Below are 15623 nucleotides of genomic sequence, written 5' to 3'. Positions count from 1 at the left end.
AACAAATAACACAAAAAACTTTCTGCCTATAAAATGATACATTTTGTTTATCTTGTGCATTCTCTAGCAAAATAGTACATACCAGCCCCTCTCAACACATTAACGTACCCGCAAGGCAAAAATGACCGTTGCAATGACAAGAAGCAAAAAACCTCCTATAAAAGGAGCACCAGAAAAATAAAACAGTGCATTTTTATCTGTAAAACATTCAAAGAGAAACACATAAAAAACAGAACCAAATATTAAACTTAACGAAATAACAGATGTCATTGCTCCTTGCAGTTCTCCTTGTACATTTGTTGGTACCTGCGCTGAAGCAATAGCACGTATAGGTGCCTGAACAAGATATTCAAGCATTGTGCACGCACAAACCATATAAACCATCCACCCCTGCGTCGCAAATGTATAGCCCAGCATAGCAACGGAGGCAAACAAAAGCCCCACTATAACAATATGCCAATCACTCCATCGTTTAGAAAAATAAGGCAAAATGAGAGCGACTACAATAAATTGGCCTATTCCAAAAACACTATAGGAGATCCCAATAGAAAAAGAACTCCAATCATAGCGTTCTTTTGCAATGAACGCCCAAATGCTTAACCATACAGATTCCGCAAACCAATAAAGAAAAAAGACCAATAATACCCAAAGAACCATCGGATATTGTTTCAGGTGCCAAAAAGCACCTAAGGGATTTGCCCGCTTAATATCAAAAAAGCGCCTATTCCATAAAGAAAGAGTTTCTGGAATCATAGCCCAAGAAAAAATAAAATTAATGAGTGAAAAACCAGCAGCAAAATAAAACGGAATACGCGGACCAAACTGACCTAAAAAACCACCAATAAACGATCCTAAAATAAACCCCAATGCGGATGCAACGCCTAACAGACCAAAATTGCGCGTACGGGTTTTATCATCGGATATATCGGCAAGATAAGCTGTACAAGTTGCAAAACTAGCGCCACTTATCCCCGATAAAAGACGCCCGATAAATAACATAGAATAGCTCCATGCTATAGCACATATGAGATTATCAAGAGCAAAGCAGATAATAGAGACAAGCAAAATAGGACGACGACCATAACGATCAGAGAGATTACCAATAACAGGAGCAAACAAAAACTGCATCACTGAGTAAGCAGCAAGTAATTTTCCTCTTTCTACAAAAGATGCACTGACATCTTTTCCAGTTAACTGAGAAAAATATTCAGGCAAAACAGGACAAATGATCGCAATACAAAGAATATCTAACAATAAAGTGATGAACACTAAAATGAGCCCACGCTGAACAAATTTCGGATTGAGCATTTGGTCTTGCATAACATACACACTATTTTACGCATACAATGACTCCCCCGCTCTATTTTAACTCCCTTTTCCTTTTAAAAGTATTCTATACCGTATATTTTTTACATATAATATAATAACAAAGTAAAAATTACAAAAAGAGTCAAGATAAAAATATAAAATTATTTTTTACTTGATATATCATTATCAAAATATAAGAATATCTTTTATATTAAATGAAAAAATATTTATGATAATAAATCATGAATAATTAATAGTAAAACATAGAGTATTAAAATAACTTTGGAGATATTATGATTAATTTTATAATACATTATTATCACTTATCATACTGCTAATTTTTAAAACATAAACTCTATTAGATACATCAATACCATATAATCATTTAAAACTTTAATAATCATAGTAAAAATATATTAATACTGTAAAAATTGTTTATATTTATTGAATAAATCAAGATTATATGTTATTATTACATTTAAATGCTAATAAGCATAAGAAAACAGTTCTTTTAGTACGTGTTGTCCATAAACTGTTAAATTCAAAAATGGTGTATAAAATGCGAAAAATATCCCTATTAATTATCACTTTAATGTTAGTGATAGGACGTGATGTCGAAAATTCTTATTCACAAGAGGGGGGGATAGAAAATAAAATAGAAACACAACAAACAACCAGCGTAGAGCTAGATCCCTATACTTTAAATAAATTAAATGCTCTTCTCAAAAAACGTTCAGAAATAAATGATCACGAAAAAGGAGCCATGATTGACTTTCTTTCTGAAGCTTTTTTAGGAACACCTTACAAAGCCCATATGTTACATGGCTCAGAAAATACACCAGAAAAACTGATTATTGATTTTAGAAGCTTAGATAACTTCATTTGTATGGATTATATTGAAGCATTGCGCAAATCAACAACCCCAAAAGAATTCATAAATAACATCATAAAAACGCGTTACATTAAGGGTAATGTTCACTTTTTAAACCGAAAACATTTTTTTACAGACTGGGCTTATAGAGAATATAAACTCGCCACTGATATTACCGCTGAAATAAGTCCTCATGCAGTCAGCGTAGAAAAATATCTCAATAAAAAAGCTGATGATAGACGCTATCTTCCTGGACTTCCAGTTGTGAAACGCACAATAACGTATATTCCAAGTAACTTTATTAATGAAGAGGTTATAAGCCGTTTAAAATCAGGGGATTTCATTGGCATTTATGCAAAACTTGCTGGATTGGATGTAACACATGTAAGTTTCTTTATCATGACAGATAAAGGGCCAATGTTACGACATGCTCCTTCACACAAAGAAAATGAAAAAGTCGTCGATACCCCTTTTATGGATTATGTTGCAAAAACACCAGGAATCGTCGTTTTAAGAGCCCTTGAATAACATCATAGCGATATGGAATATCTTCTCTATTCTTAAAATATATACTGTCGTTATTCCGGCAAACATCTAACTTCGTTCAAGCTATCCGGATACAATATATTTGTTTACAGTTTTAAGAGAAAAAAGTCGTTTTGATCTAACTTTGTTTATAGGTATGACAAAATCATTTTTGGAGAAATTACGAATTTGTAATCACTTTTACTTATTGAAAGATAAAGACAGAAAAAACTCTACTATAGTATCACGCTTTCTTTTCATATTCTCAACCAAAAGTTATCTATAGATTACAGCTAATCTGATCTTTACAAATATAACGAAAAATACACAAACGAATGTTTGTAAATATAAGTAAAAGTAAAGCCAGATATGTTTGGTTATTGTCTATAAAGTATTTTATAAAAATTCGATCTACCTCTCTAATTTATTGCGTATAAATTTTTGACTTTATAGCATTGTTTTCCTTATAAAGTCTTTTCTTTTTGTTGTTGTCTATAAATTAAAATAGCCCTGATATAGCAGCATATTTATGATCAAAATGCACCAGTACTGTACGAGTCCTTGTAAAATTTTGATGCCAGATTGAAATAAAAATATGAAAGTATCAATTAAAAACCAGTCTCTATCTTTAGCATCATTCTTTAGTCCAGCTTTGCGATTTTCTACAGCAACGACAATAATATCCTTTAAAGAGTAGAGATATGGGCATTATTTTTTGTTTTTTCATTCTTTAATGTGTCCCTATCCTTCATGTAATAAAGAACACTCAAAACAGAACACATTGTATCGATAAAACAACACATTTATTAGCAACAATAATGATGATTAATCTATGATCACAAACTTTAAAATTCTATTCATAACTTTTATATAAAATTTACAATTAAATCTCATTAAACTTATTACGAAGGCTTCACTCCTCTTCTCCCTAAGCAATGAAACATCTACTCCTGACAGTCTGTAAACAATCCGTTTTCTTAAGTGAATTTAAGCTGCTAACCATTTCATGAGATTCACTTACAAAAGAATACACCGGCAAATCCTATTTTGAATATTTACTCCATACTCTAGAAACACTTAATAGATCAAACTTTATATGCCTTATCTCACCACACCTTAAATGGCAGTGTTTTAACGACATAGAATAAATCTTGCCTTAAATACTCTGTTTAACCTTGTATACTTGATTAATGCAAAAATTAAATCAACGAAAGAGCATCATTGTATTTTCGAGAGATATGAATCACCCCATCATAAAAAAACAGTCTAACATAACAGACAATTTGAAAAATCTTTTTATATAAAAGGGATTACCGTTGTACCGGGAGGCAATTTTGCCTCATCTTCAGGCTCGACATGAATAGAAATACGTACATTATCAAATTCTTTTTGAAGAACAGCTTCGATTTTATCACAAATTTTATGTGCTTCTCCTACCTGCATTACAGAAGGCACAACCAAATGAAACTCTATAAAAGTAACCCTCCCAGCAACACGCGTCCGCAAATCATGGACCTCAAGCGCACCCGATGCATTTGCAGAAATCAGCTCCCGAATCCGCATGCTTTCATTCAATTCAACACCAACATCCATTAATCCCTGAACAGCATTTCTAATCACCTTCCAGCCCTGTAAGAGAATATTAACGGCAACGATTATCGCTAAAATTGGATCTAAAGCTCCCCATCCTCCGACAAAACCGGCAATCAAACCAATTAAAATTGCAAGCGACGTAAAAACATCTGTTATAAAATGTACTCCATCAGCTTTAAGAGCCGGTGAGCGATGGAGTTTTCCCTGCCCAATAAGAACCATTCCCCACATACAGTTTATGACAGTTGCAATAAGATGAATAGCAAGCCATATTCCAGGTTTCTGCAACAATTTAACGGTCGAAAGAGCTATCCATGCTTCTCTTAAAATAACAATTGCCGCAATAATAATGAGTACCCCTTCAAGAATTGCGGAAAAATATTCCGCTTTATGATGCCCAAAGGGATGATCATGATCTGCTGGCTTCATACTCACTTTAACAGCCCACCATGCTGCCAATGATGCAAGGATATTAACGATTGATTCCAATGCATCAGAATAAAGTGCAACCGAACCTGTGATGTGATATGCCCAATATTTCAAAGCAAAAACAATACACGCAATAAAAATAGAGTATAAAGTTAAGCTTTGTATATTGATTTTTACATCCATGAACCTCATCCTTTTCTTCACGAAATAGGGAATTAATATTTTCAACCATATCATTATACTTTTGGCATAACGACGATCTTTCCTCAATATTACAGAAGCTTCATCATACAATAAACGCTTCAGCTCACCATTATTATCGTAAAAACTGCTCAGTTACACGAACAGCACCAATAAATAAAGAAGAGAGAAAATAATAGAAAGAAGAGCTTTCCCAAGAGCAATCAAACACATAACCTTCATTATTAATCGTTTTCTGAATAACTTAAAGCCATCTCACTTCTCATAAACGAAAAACTTGTTTTTGCTCAAATCTATCATAATCATGCATTTTTTTAGTCTTATGATGTGCATTATAAGCCATCTTTGCACCTTAGAAAAAATATCTTAGCACTCTACGGTAACCTTACAGGTCAACTGGATTTTAAAATATGATTTACTAAAAAATTTAGATATAAAAAGAAGAACAATGATTACCCTCAAAAAAAAAGAATCTGGGCATTGGGGACCCAGATTCTTTTCCCTTAGAAATTAAGGGCATACAGAACTTGGGAAATAGCGGGGACCCAAGACACTGCATCCGATACAAGAAAAATATATGATTCCGTATCAGTACTTTTACAGTATACCTATGGTTGTATATTGTCAATACAAATTCTACCATAAGTTTTAAAAAATATTTTTTTATCTCTTTTTTTTAAAATAAAACAAATTCAAATATCTGGAAATCATAAGAAAAAAACATTAAAAATCTCGCCATGCATTTGAATATCATAACAATCAATGAAACAGATGATCCACGCCTAAAAGCCTATCATAATATCCGTGAAAAAGATCTTGTTGGACGGCAACATCAATTTATTGCTGAAGGCAAAGTAACATTGTCCGCATTACTACACTCAAAAGAGTTTTCTGCCATCTCACTGCTCATCGTAGCAAACCGTCTCTCTGGACTTCTACCGCTTTTAGAAAAAACACAGCCCCTATGTCCCATTTATTGCGTTCCACAAAAAGTTATGGATAATATCACCGGCTTCCATGTTCATCGTGGTGTTCTGGGTATTGGTAAACGCAAAATACTGCCATCCTTACAAAGTTTTTTACAATATCTTCCAGAAAAAGCTTTGATTCTTGTTTTATGTGGTATCTCGAATCACGATAATATGGGATCAATTTTTCGTAATGCAGCAGCCTTTGCCAGTAATGGCATTATTGTCGACAAAACCTCATGCGATCCACTTTATCGCAAATCAATAAGAGTTTCTGCCGGCGCTGCTTTAAAAGTACCCTATACGCAAAACGCTGATATAGATGACATTATAGCTGCTCTAAACGATGAAAACTTTCATCTTTATGCACTCTCCCCTTCTGCCTCACACACTCTCAAACAAGCCAACAAAACCAAAAGAATAGCACTTATTTTTGGAACAGAAGGCGATGGCTTACCACCCCATATACTACAACAATCAAACACCTTACGTATTCCCATGACTGACGGTTTTGACAGCCTTAATGTTGCCACAGCCTCAGGTATTGCACTTGCCCATTTTACTAACTTTGACCCCTAAAGATGATAACACTTCAAGTTATAGAACATATCCAATGTTGTGTGTTATCTACCAGTCTCCAATAATATTACCGTTCCCTAGCCTTTGAAAACATTGATAAAAAACATTTTCACATTTTCTTTATAATCATTTTCCACACCCTAACCCCGCTTATGAAATGCAGAAGATATAATTTTGATGGATTCAATCATAAAATAAACTTTCAATGAGAAAATTTTCCGGAAGTCTCTCATTCAAGTTTAAGATTAAAAAATATCATTATAAATCAATTCACTATGCTTTATAAAGCTGTTGTTTTTAGTTCTGAGGAAACAGAATCTTTTGTTTCAAGATTGCATAAAACGCGCTTCAACATCATTTCAGTATCGGCCGCACGTTCTGAATGTGTTACAAATCCTCCCCCAAGAATACGCGCCTCATGACCATTTCCATCATAAAGAACGCAAGCTTGCCCTGGTGCCACACCATTTTCACATTCCAACAGATCAACGGAAAAAATACCTTCTTTATAATGTAAGCGCGCAAGGTGAGGAGGACGCGTTGAACGCACCTTTACAGCCACCTCAATACCTTGAGAAGGGAAATTATCTAACGGTTCATCACCAAGCCAATTCACATCACGTAAAAAAAGCTTATGCGTTTCTAACATTTCACGCGGTCCAACAATAACACGTGCATTTTCCACATCGAGATAAATCACATACAGCGCTTCACCCGTTGACACCCCAATACCACGACGTTGACCAACAGTATAATTAACAATTCCCGAATGTTTACCTAAAATCTTTCCATCAATATGGACAATAACGCCAGGATTAGCTGCTTCTGGACGCAGTTTTGCGATAACATCTGAATATTTTCCTTGTGGAACAAAACAAATATCCTGACTATCATGCTTATTGGCAACCACAAAGCCCATTTCTGCTGCCATTTCACGAACGCGGGCTTTTGGAAGGTCACCAAGTGGAAAACGCAAATAATCAATCTGTTCTTGTGTCGTTGCAAAGAGAAAATAACTCTGATCACGATCATTATCGAGAGGACGAAAGAGTGCTCGATGCGCTCCGTGGGAACGCGAACGAATATAATGTCCCGTAGCCAAAGCATCTGCCCCCAATTCGCGTGCCGTTGCTAATAAATCAGCAAACTTAACCGTTTGATTACATGCAATACATGGTACTGGGGTCTCTCCATGAGCATAACTTTCTGCAAAAGGATCAATAACAGCTTCGCGAAAGCGCTTTTCATAATCAAGAACATAATGCGGTATTCCTAGTGTTTCTGCGACGCGACGAGCATCTTCAATATCTTGTCCTGCACAACACGCCCCCACCCGATGCGTTGCTTCCCCATGATCATAAAGCTGCAACGTAATGCCAATAACATTATACCCTTCCTTTTTCAAAAGACCTGCAACAACCGATGAATCAACCCCCCCCGACATTGCAACAACAATGCGAGAATCCTCAGGTTGTCCTGGTAAATCAAGGCTGTTTAAAAACATGTATTCATTCTCTATTTAATGCTCTCTTTAATGGATACCCATCTATTATTAATATTCTGATGCGCATTCTTTGCCACTTTTATACTATTAATTGCTCTTTATATTGTTTTTTTATCCTTTCCACAACCATAGCATCACATTCTAAAAAGCTGCTGCAAACAAAAAAAGAATGATGGAAATAAGGCATAATGGTAATTGTTTAGGAGAAATCCTTTTAGAAAACCTTTTTTCTCTTTTGAAAAATCCAGTAAAATATTGCAAGAATCTCTTCTAACACTTCAACTTGAGCTTCTTTTTACATACCCAATCACTTTATTAATTTTTTCTTTCAGCGCTTTTAGCTCTTTTTTAAATTTCATGCTCTATAAACGAATCAAGTCCTTGACTAAAGGTAGAGGATACGAATGAGCAACTTGATAAAAACACAAATGAAATATGTTATTGGGCCAGATGGAAGTCCGCTTACAATTGCCGACCTACCGCCGCAAACAACACGGCGCTGGGTGATTCGTCGCAAAGCTGAAGTTGTTGCGGCTGTCAGAGGTGGATTATTAAGTCTTGACGAAGCGTGCCACCGTTATACTTTGACTGTAGAAGAATTTCTTTCATGGCAAAGTTTAATCGATGAACACGGTTTAGCGGGATTACGAACAACCAAGATTCAACACTACAGGCATTAAGTTGCCATTGATTAATAACATAAAGCAATCCATAAAACAGCTAAACTTGATAAAAGTTTGGCTGTTTTATACTATATCCAAAAGATAAACCTGAAAGAATGGATTTTTCAATAATTGCTTTTATCATCCAGCCATTAAATTAGCCAACCATTGAATTAGATTGAATCAAAATATCCTTATCATCCGCAGCAATCTTCTTTTCTCGTGCTTCCAAAAGCTGTGCACGTTGCAGCTCTGTATTAGCTTCATGGAGAGCAATTTCAGCATTTGTTTTTTGAAGTTCTAAATCACGAATTGAATTGATCAGATTATCACGTCTTTGCCGCGCTGCACGCGCAAAAGCAGAATAAGCAAAATGGTGAACATCATTGTTTCCAGATTTACGTTCTTCATGAGTAATCTGTGCTTCCAACTCTAACACCATTCGTTCAAATTCTGCGATCATCATCTCAAGCTGTGCAATTTCACGGCGCTTTCCACGCACTTGAAACATCCTCAATCGCACCATATTTTCTCGTGGCTTCATACTCACTACTCCTTGATTGCGCCAACTCAAAACTCGCATTTACACCCAATAAATATCTTTTAGTTATATATCTATCCGACAAAAACAGTCTATTAACTTGAAATTATAATAATTTCTGCCTTTCATTAAAGCATCTGAAAATACAATCTGCTTTAAAGAGTAATAACTATTTCTTTAACTTTTCCCCCATTATAAACTGAAGAGGTTTAAAGCTCAGTAAATAAACACTGAAATTGTAAAAAAGTAATTTATAAAGCTCTTTTACAATTTTTTTTTAAGTTAAAGTTTATAAAAAAGTCCTCCTTTTTTATTATGTTAAAAAATATAGGATTTTTCTAAAATAATTTTGTAGCCTCTTTCAAAAATAAAAATATTTTGTTAACCACTATCATGGATAGTGGGGAATTTAGTAGTGATTGTTACGCGTACTACTGAAATGTTCATAAACGCTTTGTTATAAGTGTTTGATTTAATGAATTGTTTTTATAACAGTGGTTTTGCTAACTGATATAAAATAGAAATGCTCCTTATGATTCGTGAAGGAGCAAAGTGAGGGATCTAAAATGCGCGTATTATTAATTGAAGATGATAGAGCAATTACTCAAAGCATTGAGTTGATGTTAAAGTCGGCTAACTTTAATGTTTATATCACTGATCTGGGTGAAGAAGGTATCGATTTGGGAAAACTCTATGATTATGATATCATTTTGCTTGATCTGAATTTGCCTGACATGTCAGGGTATGATGTCTTGCGGACTCTAAGGTTGGCAAAAATAAAAACTCCTGTCCTAATCCTTTCTGGTATGAATGCCATTGAAGACAAGGTTCGTGGTTTTGGCTTTGGAGCAGACGACTATATGACGAAGCCTTTTCATAAGGATGAGCTCATTGCACGTATCCATGCAGTTGTTCGTCGTTCAAAAGGGCATGCACAATCGGTTATTGTTACCGGAGATCTCACCGTTAACCTTGACACAAAAACTGTCGAAGTTGCAGGGCGCCCTGTTCATTTAACCGGTAAAGAATACCAAATGTTAGAGCTTCTCTCTTTACGCAAAGGTACCACCCTTACCAAGGAAATGTTTCTCAATCATCTCTATGGTGGAATGGATGAACCAGAACTAAAGATTATCGATGTTTTTATCTGTAAATTGCGGAAAAAATTGGAAGCAGTCTCTTCCAGTGTAAATTACATTGATACAGTTTGGGGACGTGGTTATGTATTACGTGATCCAGTTGAAGAGAACGTACGAAAAACCGCTTAAGCAGTGAACATGCACATTGTAAAATCTCGGAGTGTAGCGGGCCGAGATTTTTTCCGAGATCTTTTCTCTTTTAAAAGTAGAGACTCGCACACAAAAAATCTCATATAGAAAGCGCTTAAAGCTTAAGAAGTAACCACACCCAATTTACACATATAACCTTATCACTCATAAGTTCAATCGAAGCCACTTTTCCCAACACAGCTTAAGCGCTTCTCTCTTATTCAAAGCTTTTTTACACTTTCTAAAACAATACAACCATCACTTTCATCAATATTTATTTTCATCTCTGTCATCTGAGCAAGCAACATTGTGTAATAAAATTGGATGACATGTGCATCAACAAGCTCTTCTTGAACTTCTCCATGATATAACGCAAGAAAGTGAGGGGGTATACGGAGAGTTCTACCGAAAATCTCAAATCGAAAAGAACGTTTATTTTCTTCTTGCAAAATCATAACAACAATTTCACCACCACGAGAAACTGTTGCGTTTGCAATCAATAATAAATTAAGCAAAAGTTTAACTTCATCTTTTGCTAACAATAAAGAAGAAGTTTGCCATTTTAAAGTTGCTTTTTCTTCTTTCATATATTGCTGAGCAACCTGCTCTGCAGCCCGTGTATCTATTTGTCCTCCACTTGCACCAGCAAAACCAAAAGCTAATCGCGCAAATTGTAGACGTGCAGCAGCACTCGCAACGGATAAACGCACCAATTGTAAAGCATCTTCTTCAGCTCCTCCTTCATCATAAAGCTCCATTGCATTTTGAATAGCCCCCACAGGTGAAATCAAATCATGGCAAATACGACTACAAAGCAAAGCAGCAAGATCCATAGGCTTCAAAAAAATATCTAACGTCATAATGATTGAAAACTCCTAGATTCAAAAAAACAAACTTTATTTTAAAGAAAAACTCTTAACATCTGATGCATAATAGGAAACATTAACAATCATGCTAAAAAATTTAGAAATAAATTCAAGAATTTAAATAACCTTATATCTTATTTTTTATTTGAATAGAATGAAAATTCTAATATTATCTTTTTGTTTATCACTAATAAAAGGAGAAAACTCTATGGCTCTCTCTCTGCTCAAATACTGGTACAAAAATATTATATCTTTAATCTTCCTTTTATTCATCACCATAAACACTACACAAGCTCGACTAAAACCAATAGAGCAAAACGAACCTCATTATTCACTCCAAGAAATTATTGATTCTGGTCATATCTTTTTTGGAAAAACAGCCAGTGGTCTGGCTGTTGCAATTCAAAATATTTTTTCAAAATACGGTTATCCCAATGCCTATATTTTAGGAGAAGAAGCTTCTGGTGCCTTTTTTGCTGGATTAACCTATGGCGAAGGAATGGTTTTTACCAAAAGCTATGGTCAACATAAAGTTTTTTGGCAAGGTCCCTCAGTAGGATGGGATTTTGGCGGACAAGGCTCCCGTTTAATGATCTTAGTTTACAATCTTAATGGCATAAATAATTTATGGAGACGCTATGGAGGTATTTCAGGTTCGGCCTATTTAATTGCAGGTGTTGGTTTTCATGTCCTCAAATACCATAATACCTTGTTAATCCCAATACGTACAGGAGTCGGCGCTCGCCTTGGTATCAATATAGGATATTTAAAATTAACACCTAAACCGACATGGAATCCGTTTTAAACGGTTTCTTATTTGAAAAGGGGTATTATGCTTATTCAATCATTTCTTTTTTTTATACTTGGAGTTGCTTTTACTTCCTGGTTACTGGTGCTTTTATCTCCTTTTATTTGGCGTAAAGCCGTTCATTTTGCGTATAAAGATGTTTGTGCGAAAATGCCATTATCACTCGCGGAAATAGAAGCAAATCACGATTTTCTTCGTGCACAACATGCTGTAGAATTAGCAAACAACCAAAAAAAGTACGAATTTTTGCAAAAAAAATATGTCCAACAAAAAATACAACTGAGCCAAGTAACAGAACAATTTTATCGGCTATGCCTCCCCACAAAAGATACTCTCACCAAAGAAGCGATAGCAATCAAACAAAATATCGCCACACTACACACTTCCAAAGGAAAGACAAATGATGCGTGAAAAAGTCGCACACTATCAGCAACGCTTACAAAAAATCCAAACTCATGAGCTGGACATGACCGCTAACCAGCAACTGCTAGAAGAACTCCGAGAAGAAACAAAAGAACTTGCAGCAACATTGGCAGCTCACATAGCACTACAAGAGGGGAATACATCACCCATCAACACATTGATTCAAAAATCCAAAAGCAAAAATGACCTAGCATCACGTATTCGCCAAAAAATAAAGCTTCTCTCCCAAGTCCCCCTTAAATAAGTTGTCTTTAAAAACACCTTAAATGAAGAGTGAAATCAACAAAGAGCTCTCATAACCGAAATATTTTTTATTAAACGTGGCTTTCTCACTAAACGAAAGAACAAATTTTCTTAAATCCACGCCGTTTTGTAAAAAAAACATCTTCTTGTCTCGCTGGTTCTCCTTGCTGATCATATCACCGCCCTAAAAGACAACATTTCATGAGTCCAGACAATTATACTTAAAAACATTTGCCACACACTCTAATAAAAATATTTTCTAAAATGGATCCATTCATAAAGCTTTTACATATTTTTAAAGATAAAAGAACTCTCTCAAGAATAATAAAAGTCTTTTATTTTCTGAATAATCATATCCTGATCATTCTGCGTTAAATAAGGATGCATGGGTAAACTTAAAACACAATCTCCTAAAGACTCTGAAACAGAAAGAGAATCTGTGACATAAGGAAAATGTTTATAAGCAGGCTGTTTATGTAAAGGAGTTTTATAATAAACCATTGTAGGAATATAATTTTTTTGTAAAAAATCTTTTAGTTTATCACGTTCTTTTACCTTAATCGTATATTGTGCATAAGCAGAACGAATATTTTCTCCTATTTCTGGAACTGTAACAATATCTCTTAAGCCATCGGAATAACGTTGAGCAATTTCTACACGCTTTTGCATTTCATCTTCAAAGATAACAAACTTTTCTAATAAAATTGCAGCTTGAATGCTATCTAAGCGCGAATTCATACCAATACGGACATTATCATATTGCGTTTCACCTTTACCATGAAACAAAATAGAACGTAAAAGTTCTGCCAAATGATCATCATTGGTCATCATAGCACCTCCATCACCATAACATCCTAATGGTTTTGCAGGATAAAAACTTGTGGCCGCTACATCACCAAAAGCACCACACATAGTATTACCGCTTCTTCCGCCCATAGATTGTGCAGCATCTTCAATCACAAAAAGATTTTCCTTTGCTGCTACTTGAGCAATTTGCACATAGTCAGCAGGCAGCCCAAACAAATCAACAGCAATAAGAGCTTTTGGCTTTAGACGTCCTTCTTTTTTTACCATTTCAATTGCATGAGAAAGTTTTTCAACATCAATATTGAATGTATCAGGTAAAACATCAACAAAAACAGGTTTAGCCCCCACCAAAGCAACCACTTCAGCCGTTGCAGAAAACGTAAAACTAGGACAAAAAACAGCATCCCCTGGACCAATATTTTTAGCCATAAGAGGCATCTTCAAAGCATCTGTTCCATTAGCACATGCAATCACATGTTTAACGCCAAGATATTCTGCCAATTTCTCTTCAAATTCTGTTACTTTTGGCCCCAAAATATACTTACCACTAGCGACTACATGCGCAATTGCAGAATTAATTTTATCTTCAATACGCGCACGCTGCGCCCCAAGGTCGATGAATTGCATATTAACTCCATTGATCATCACAAGAATGCAAAAGCGCTACCTATCTCTTTTATCTATCATAATTGATATCAGCAGCTGTTAAAATCCGTAAAACCGCAATAGCATCATCACCATTTGTACGAGGCGATTGACGCGTTTCAATACAATGAAGGAAATGCCGTAATTCGCAAGTAAGCGGCAAATCTTCACAAACATCAATGTAATTCAGCTCATCCATGCTAAAAGCCCACTCTTGATTTTCTTTCCAAACGGCAAAATGGTGCATTGCCAATTTACGACTCCACGGTTCCATATCATCAAAAACGAGTATAGCCTTTGTTCCAACAACAATTAAACGCCTCTCACGATAAGAACTCAAGCGTGAAGTAAAAAGATGACTACGCACACCATTTGGAAAAGTCATATGAATATGAGAAAAATCAGAAATCTGATCAACGACAGCAGCGCCCTCACCACGAATTTCGGAAGGTTCACATCCTGTCAATGCCAAAATCATTGAGAGATCATGAGGGGCAAGATCCCATAAAGCATCACTGTGTGTGTGAAATTTTCCAAAGCCTAATCTATGAGAATAAATATATCGCACATCTCCCACATCTCCGTTTTTCACCAATTCACACATTTTTTCAAAAGCTGGATGAAAACGCAAAATATGGCCCACCATAAAAACTCGCTCATAGGCCTCAGCCTCCTGAACTTGGCGTTTAGCATCAGAAACATTCAAGGCTATTGGTTTTTCCACCAAAACATCTTTACCATTTTTAACAGCACGCAGCACATTTTGCGTGTGAAATTGTGGAGGCAGCGCCAACACCAGTGCATCAATATCTCTATGAGCAAAAAGATCATCTGGTTTAATAATCTCCACACCATACAGTGTTGCAAAACTGGCAGCACGATCACTATCAATATCAGAAACTGCTGCTAAAGCCCCAAGAGAGTGAAGTGTCTTTATATGATTTCCACCCCAATGACCGCATCCTAAAACCGCTACACGTGGCACCATTTTTACGCCTTACCTTACTTTATCATATAAAACTACACTTACATATCGAGGATAAAATAAAATAACAAGAAAAAAGCTTCAAAACGATGCTTGACATCTTACTATTCTACCCCTTATATCCGCAAAAGATGAAATAGTTTACAGTAATATATCTGTTTTGGCGGAGTAGCTCAGTAGGTTAGAGCAGAGGAATCATAATCCTTGTGTCGGGGGTTCAAATCCCTCCTCCGCTACCATTGTAGCTTGCCAGCAGGTTTTGTATATTTTGCCACTAGGTTTTGTACCAATTCATTTTTTTTCAAAGTGTAGCTTGCCAGCAGGTTTTGTATATTTTGCCACTAGGTTTTGTACCAATTCATTTTTTTTCAAAGAGTTTTAAAGGTGTTCTCAAAGG

General features: G+C 35.5%; 14 protein-coding genes and 1 tRNA gene. 8 read left to right on the top strand and 7 right to left on the bottom strand.

Translation table 11 applies throughout. The features are described 5' to 3' along the window. Positions 1-99: 99 nt before the first annotated feature. Positions 100-1320: an MFS transporter gene (locus ACFINA_RS03305; protein ID WP_375606938.1), complete on the bottom strand. Its 1221-nt coding sequence runs from the start codon at positions 1318-1320 to the stop codon at positions 100-102. Between the two features lie 547 nt (positions 1321-1867). Here ACFINA_RS03305 and ACFINA_RS03300 point away from each other — a divergent pair. After that, positions 1868-2707 carry an N-acetylmuramoyl-L-alanine amidase-like domain-containing protein gene (locus ACFINA_RS03300; protein WP_375606937.1) on the top strand — a complete coding sequence of 280 codons (840 nt, stop codon included), beginning with the start codon at positions 1868-1870 and terminating at the stop codon, positions 2705-2707. A 1293-nt stretch (positions 2708-4000) separates the two neighbouring features. Here ACFINA_RS03300 and ACFINA_RS03295 read toward each other — a convergent pair. Further along, positions 4001-4909, bottom strand: coding sequence for a cation diffusion facilitator family transporter (locus ACFINA_RS03295; protein WP_375615069.1), 909 nt, complete (start codon positions 4907-4909; stop codon positions 4001-4003). Between the two features lie 755 nt (positions 4910-5664). Here ACFINA_RS03295 and ACFINA_RS03290 point away from each other — a divergent pair. After that, a complete protein-coding gene (locus ACFINA_RS03290) occupies positions 5665-6474 on the top strand; it encodes a TrmH family RNA methyltransferase (RefSeq protein WP_375606935.1) in 810 nt (269 codons plus the stop codon). Between the two features lie 280 nt (positions 6475-6754). Here the strand turns inward: ACFINA_RS03290 and mnmA are convergent, their stop codons facing one another. Next, the gene (gene mnmA, locus ACFINA_RS03285) at positions 6755-7978 is read right to left on the bottom strand and encodes a tRNA 2-thiouridine(34) synthase MnmA (RefSeq protein ID WP_375606934.1); all 1224 of its coding nucleotides are present in this window, start codon (positions 7976-7978) and stop codon (positions 6755-6757) included. Positions 7979-8382: 404 nt separating this feature from the next. Between mnmA and ACFINA_RS03280 the strand changes: the two genes are divergently transcribed. Then, positions 8383-8658 carry a DUF1153 domain-containing protein gene (locus tag ACFINA_RS03280; protein WP_273790817.1) on the top strand — a complete coding sequence of 92 codons (276 nt, stop codon included), beginning with the start codon at positions 8383-8385 and terminating at the stop codon, positions 8656-8658. A gap of 139 nt (positions 8659-8797) precedes the next feature. On the opposite strand, the gene ACFINA_RS03275 is transcribed toward ACFINA_RS03280, so the two are convergent. After that, on the bottom strand, positions 8798-9184 hold the full coding sequence (locus ACFINA_RS03275) for a flagellar export protein FliJ (RefSeq protein ID WP_375606932.1): 387 nt from the start codon (positions 9182-9184) through the stop codon (positions 8798-8800). 563 nt (positions 9185-9747) lie between these two features. Between ACFINA_RS03275 and ctrA the strand changes: the two genes are divergently transcribed. After that, positions 9748-10449, top strand: coding sequence for a response regulator transcription factor CtrA (gene ctrA / locus ACFINA_RS03270; RefSeq protein WP_375606931.1), 702 nt, complete (start codon positions 9748-9750; stop codon positions 10447-10449). Positions 10450-10670: 221 nt separating this feature from the next. On the opposite strand, the gene chpT is transcribed toward ctrA, so the two are convergent. Next, positions 10671-11309, bottom strand: a complete 639-nt coding sequence (gene chpT / locus ACFINA_RS03265; protein WP_375615068.1) for a histidine phosphotransferase ChpT — start codon at positions 11307-11309, stop codon at positions 10671-10673. Positions 11310-11523: 214 nt separating this feature from the next. Here chpT and ACFINA_RS03260 point away from each other — a divergent pair, with 214 nt between their 5' ends. From ACFINA_RS03260 to ACFINA_RS03250, 3 genes are read left to right on the top strand one after another with little or no spacing between them, the layout of a single operon-like run. Next, complete coding sequence (locus ACFINA_RS03260; RefSeq protein ID WP_375606929.1) at positions 11524-12120, top strand: DUF1134 domain-containing protein; 597 nt, start codon at positions 11524-11526, stop codon at positions 12118-12120. A gap of 27 nt (positions 12121-12147) precedes the next feature. Continuing rightward, entirely contained in the window at positions 12148-12534 is a 387-nt protein-coding gene (locus tag ACFINA_RS03255) for a hypothetical protein (protein WP_375606928.1), read from the top strand. Continuing rightward, the gene (locus ACFINA_RS03250) at positions 12524-12790 is read left to right on the top strand and encodes a hypothetical protein (protein WP_375615067.1); all 267 of its coding nucleotides are present in this window, start codon (positions 12524-12526) and stop codon (positions 12788-12790) included. The genes ACFINA_RS03255 and ACFINA_RS03250 overlap by 11 nt, the downstream gene beginning before the upstream one ends. Positions 12791-13104: 314 nt before the next feature. On the opposite strand, the gene ACFINA_RS03245 is transcribed toward ACFINA_RS03250, so the two are convergent. Continuing rightward, the gene (locus ACFINA_RS03245) at positions 13105-14223 is read right to left on the bottom strand and encodes a DegT/DnrJ/EryC1/StrS family aminotransferase (protein ID WP_375606926.1); all 1119 of its coding nucleotides are present in this window, start codon (positions 14221-14223) and stop codon (positions 13105-13107) included. 49 nt (positions 14224-14272) lie between these two features. Then, entirely contained in the window at positions 14273-15229 is a 957-nt protein-coding gene (locus ACFINA_RS03240) for a Gfo/Idh/MocA family protein (RefSeq protein WP_375606925.1), read from the bottom strand. Positions 15230-15388: 159 nt separating this feature from the next. Between ACFINA_RS03240 and ACFINA_RS03235 the strand changes: the two genes are divergently transcribed. After that, a tRNA-Met gene (locus ACFINA_RS03235) sits at positions 15389-15465 on the top strand. Positions 15466-15623: the final 158 nt, after the last annotated feature.

The sequence above is a fragment of the Bartonella sp. AC10YNML genome, from assembly GCF_042196825.1.
Classification (GTDB): Bacteria; Pseudomonadota; Alphaproteobacteria; order Rhizobiales; family Rhizobiaceae; genus Bartonella.
The sequence above is the reverse complement of the archived record's forward strand: the minus strand, read 5'-3'. Positions and strand labels throughout refer to the sequence as shown.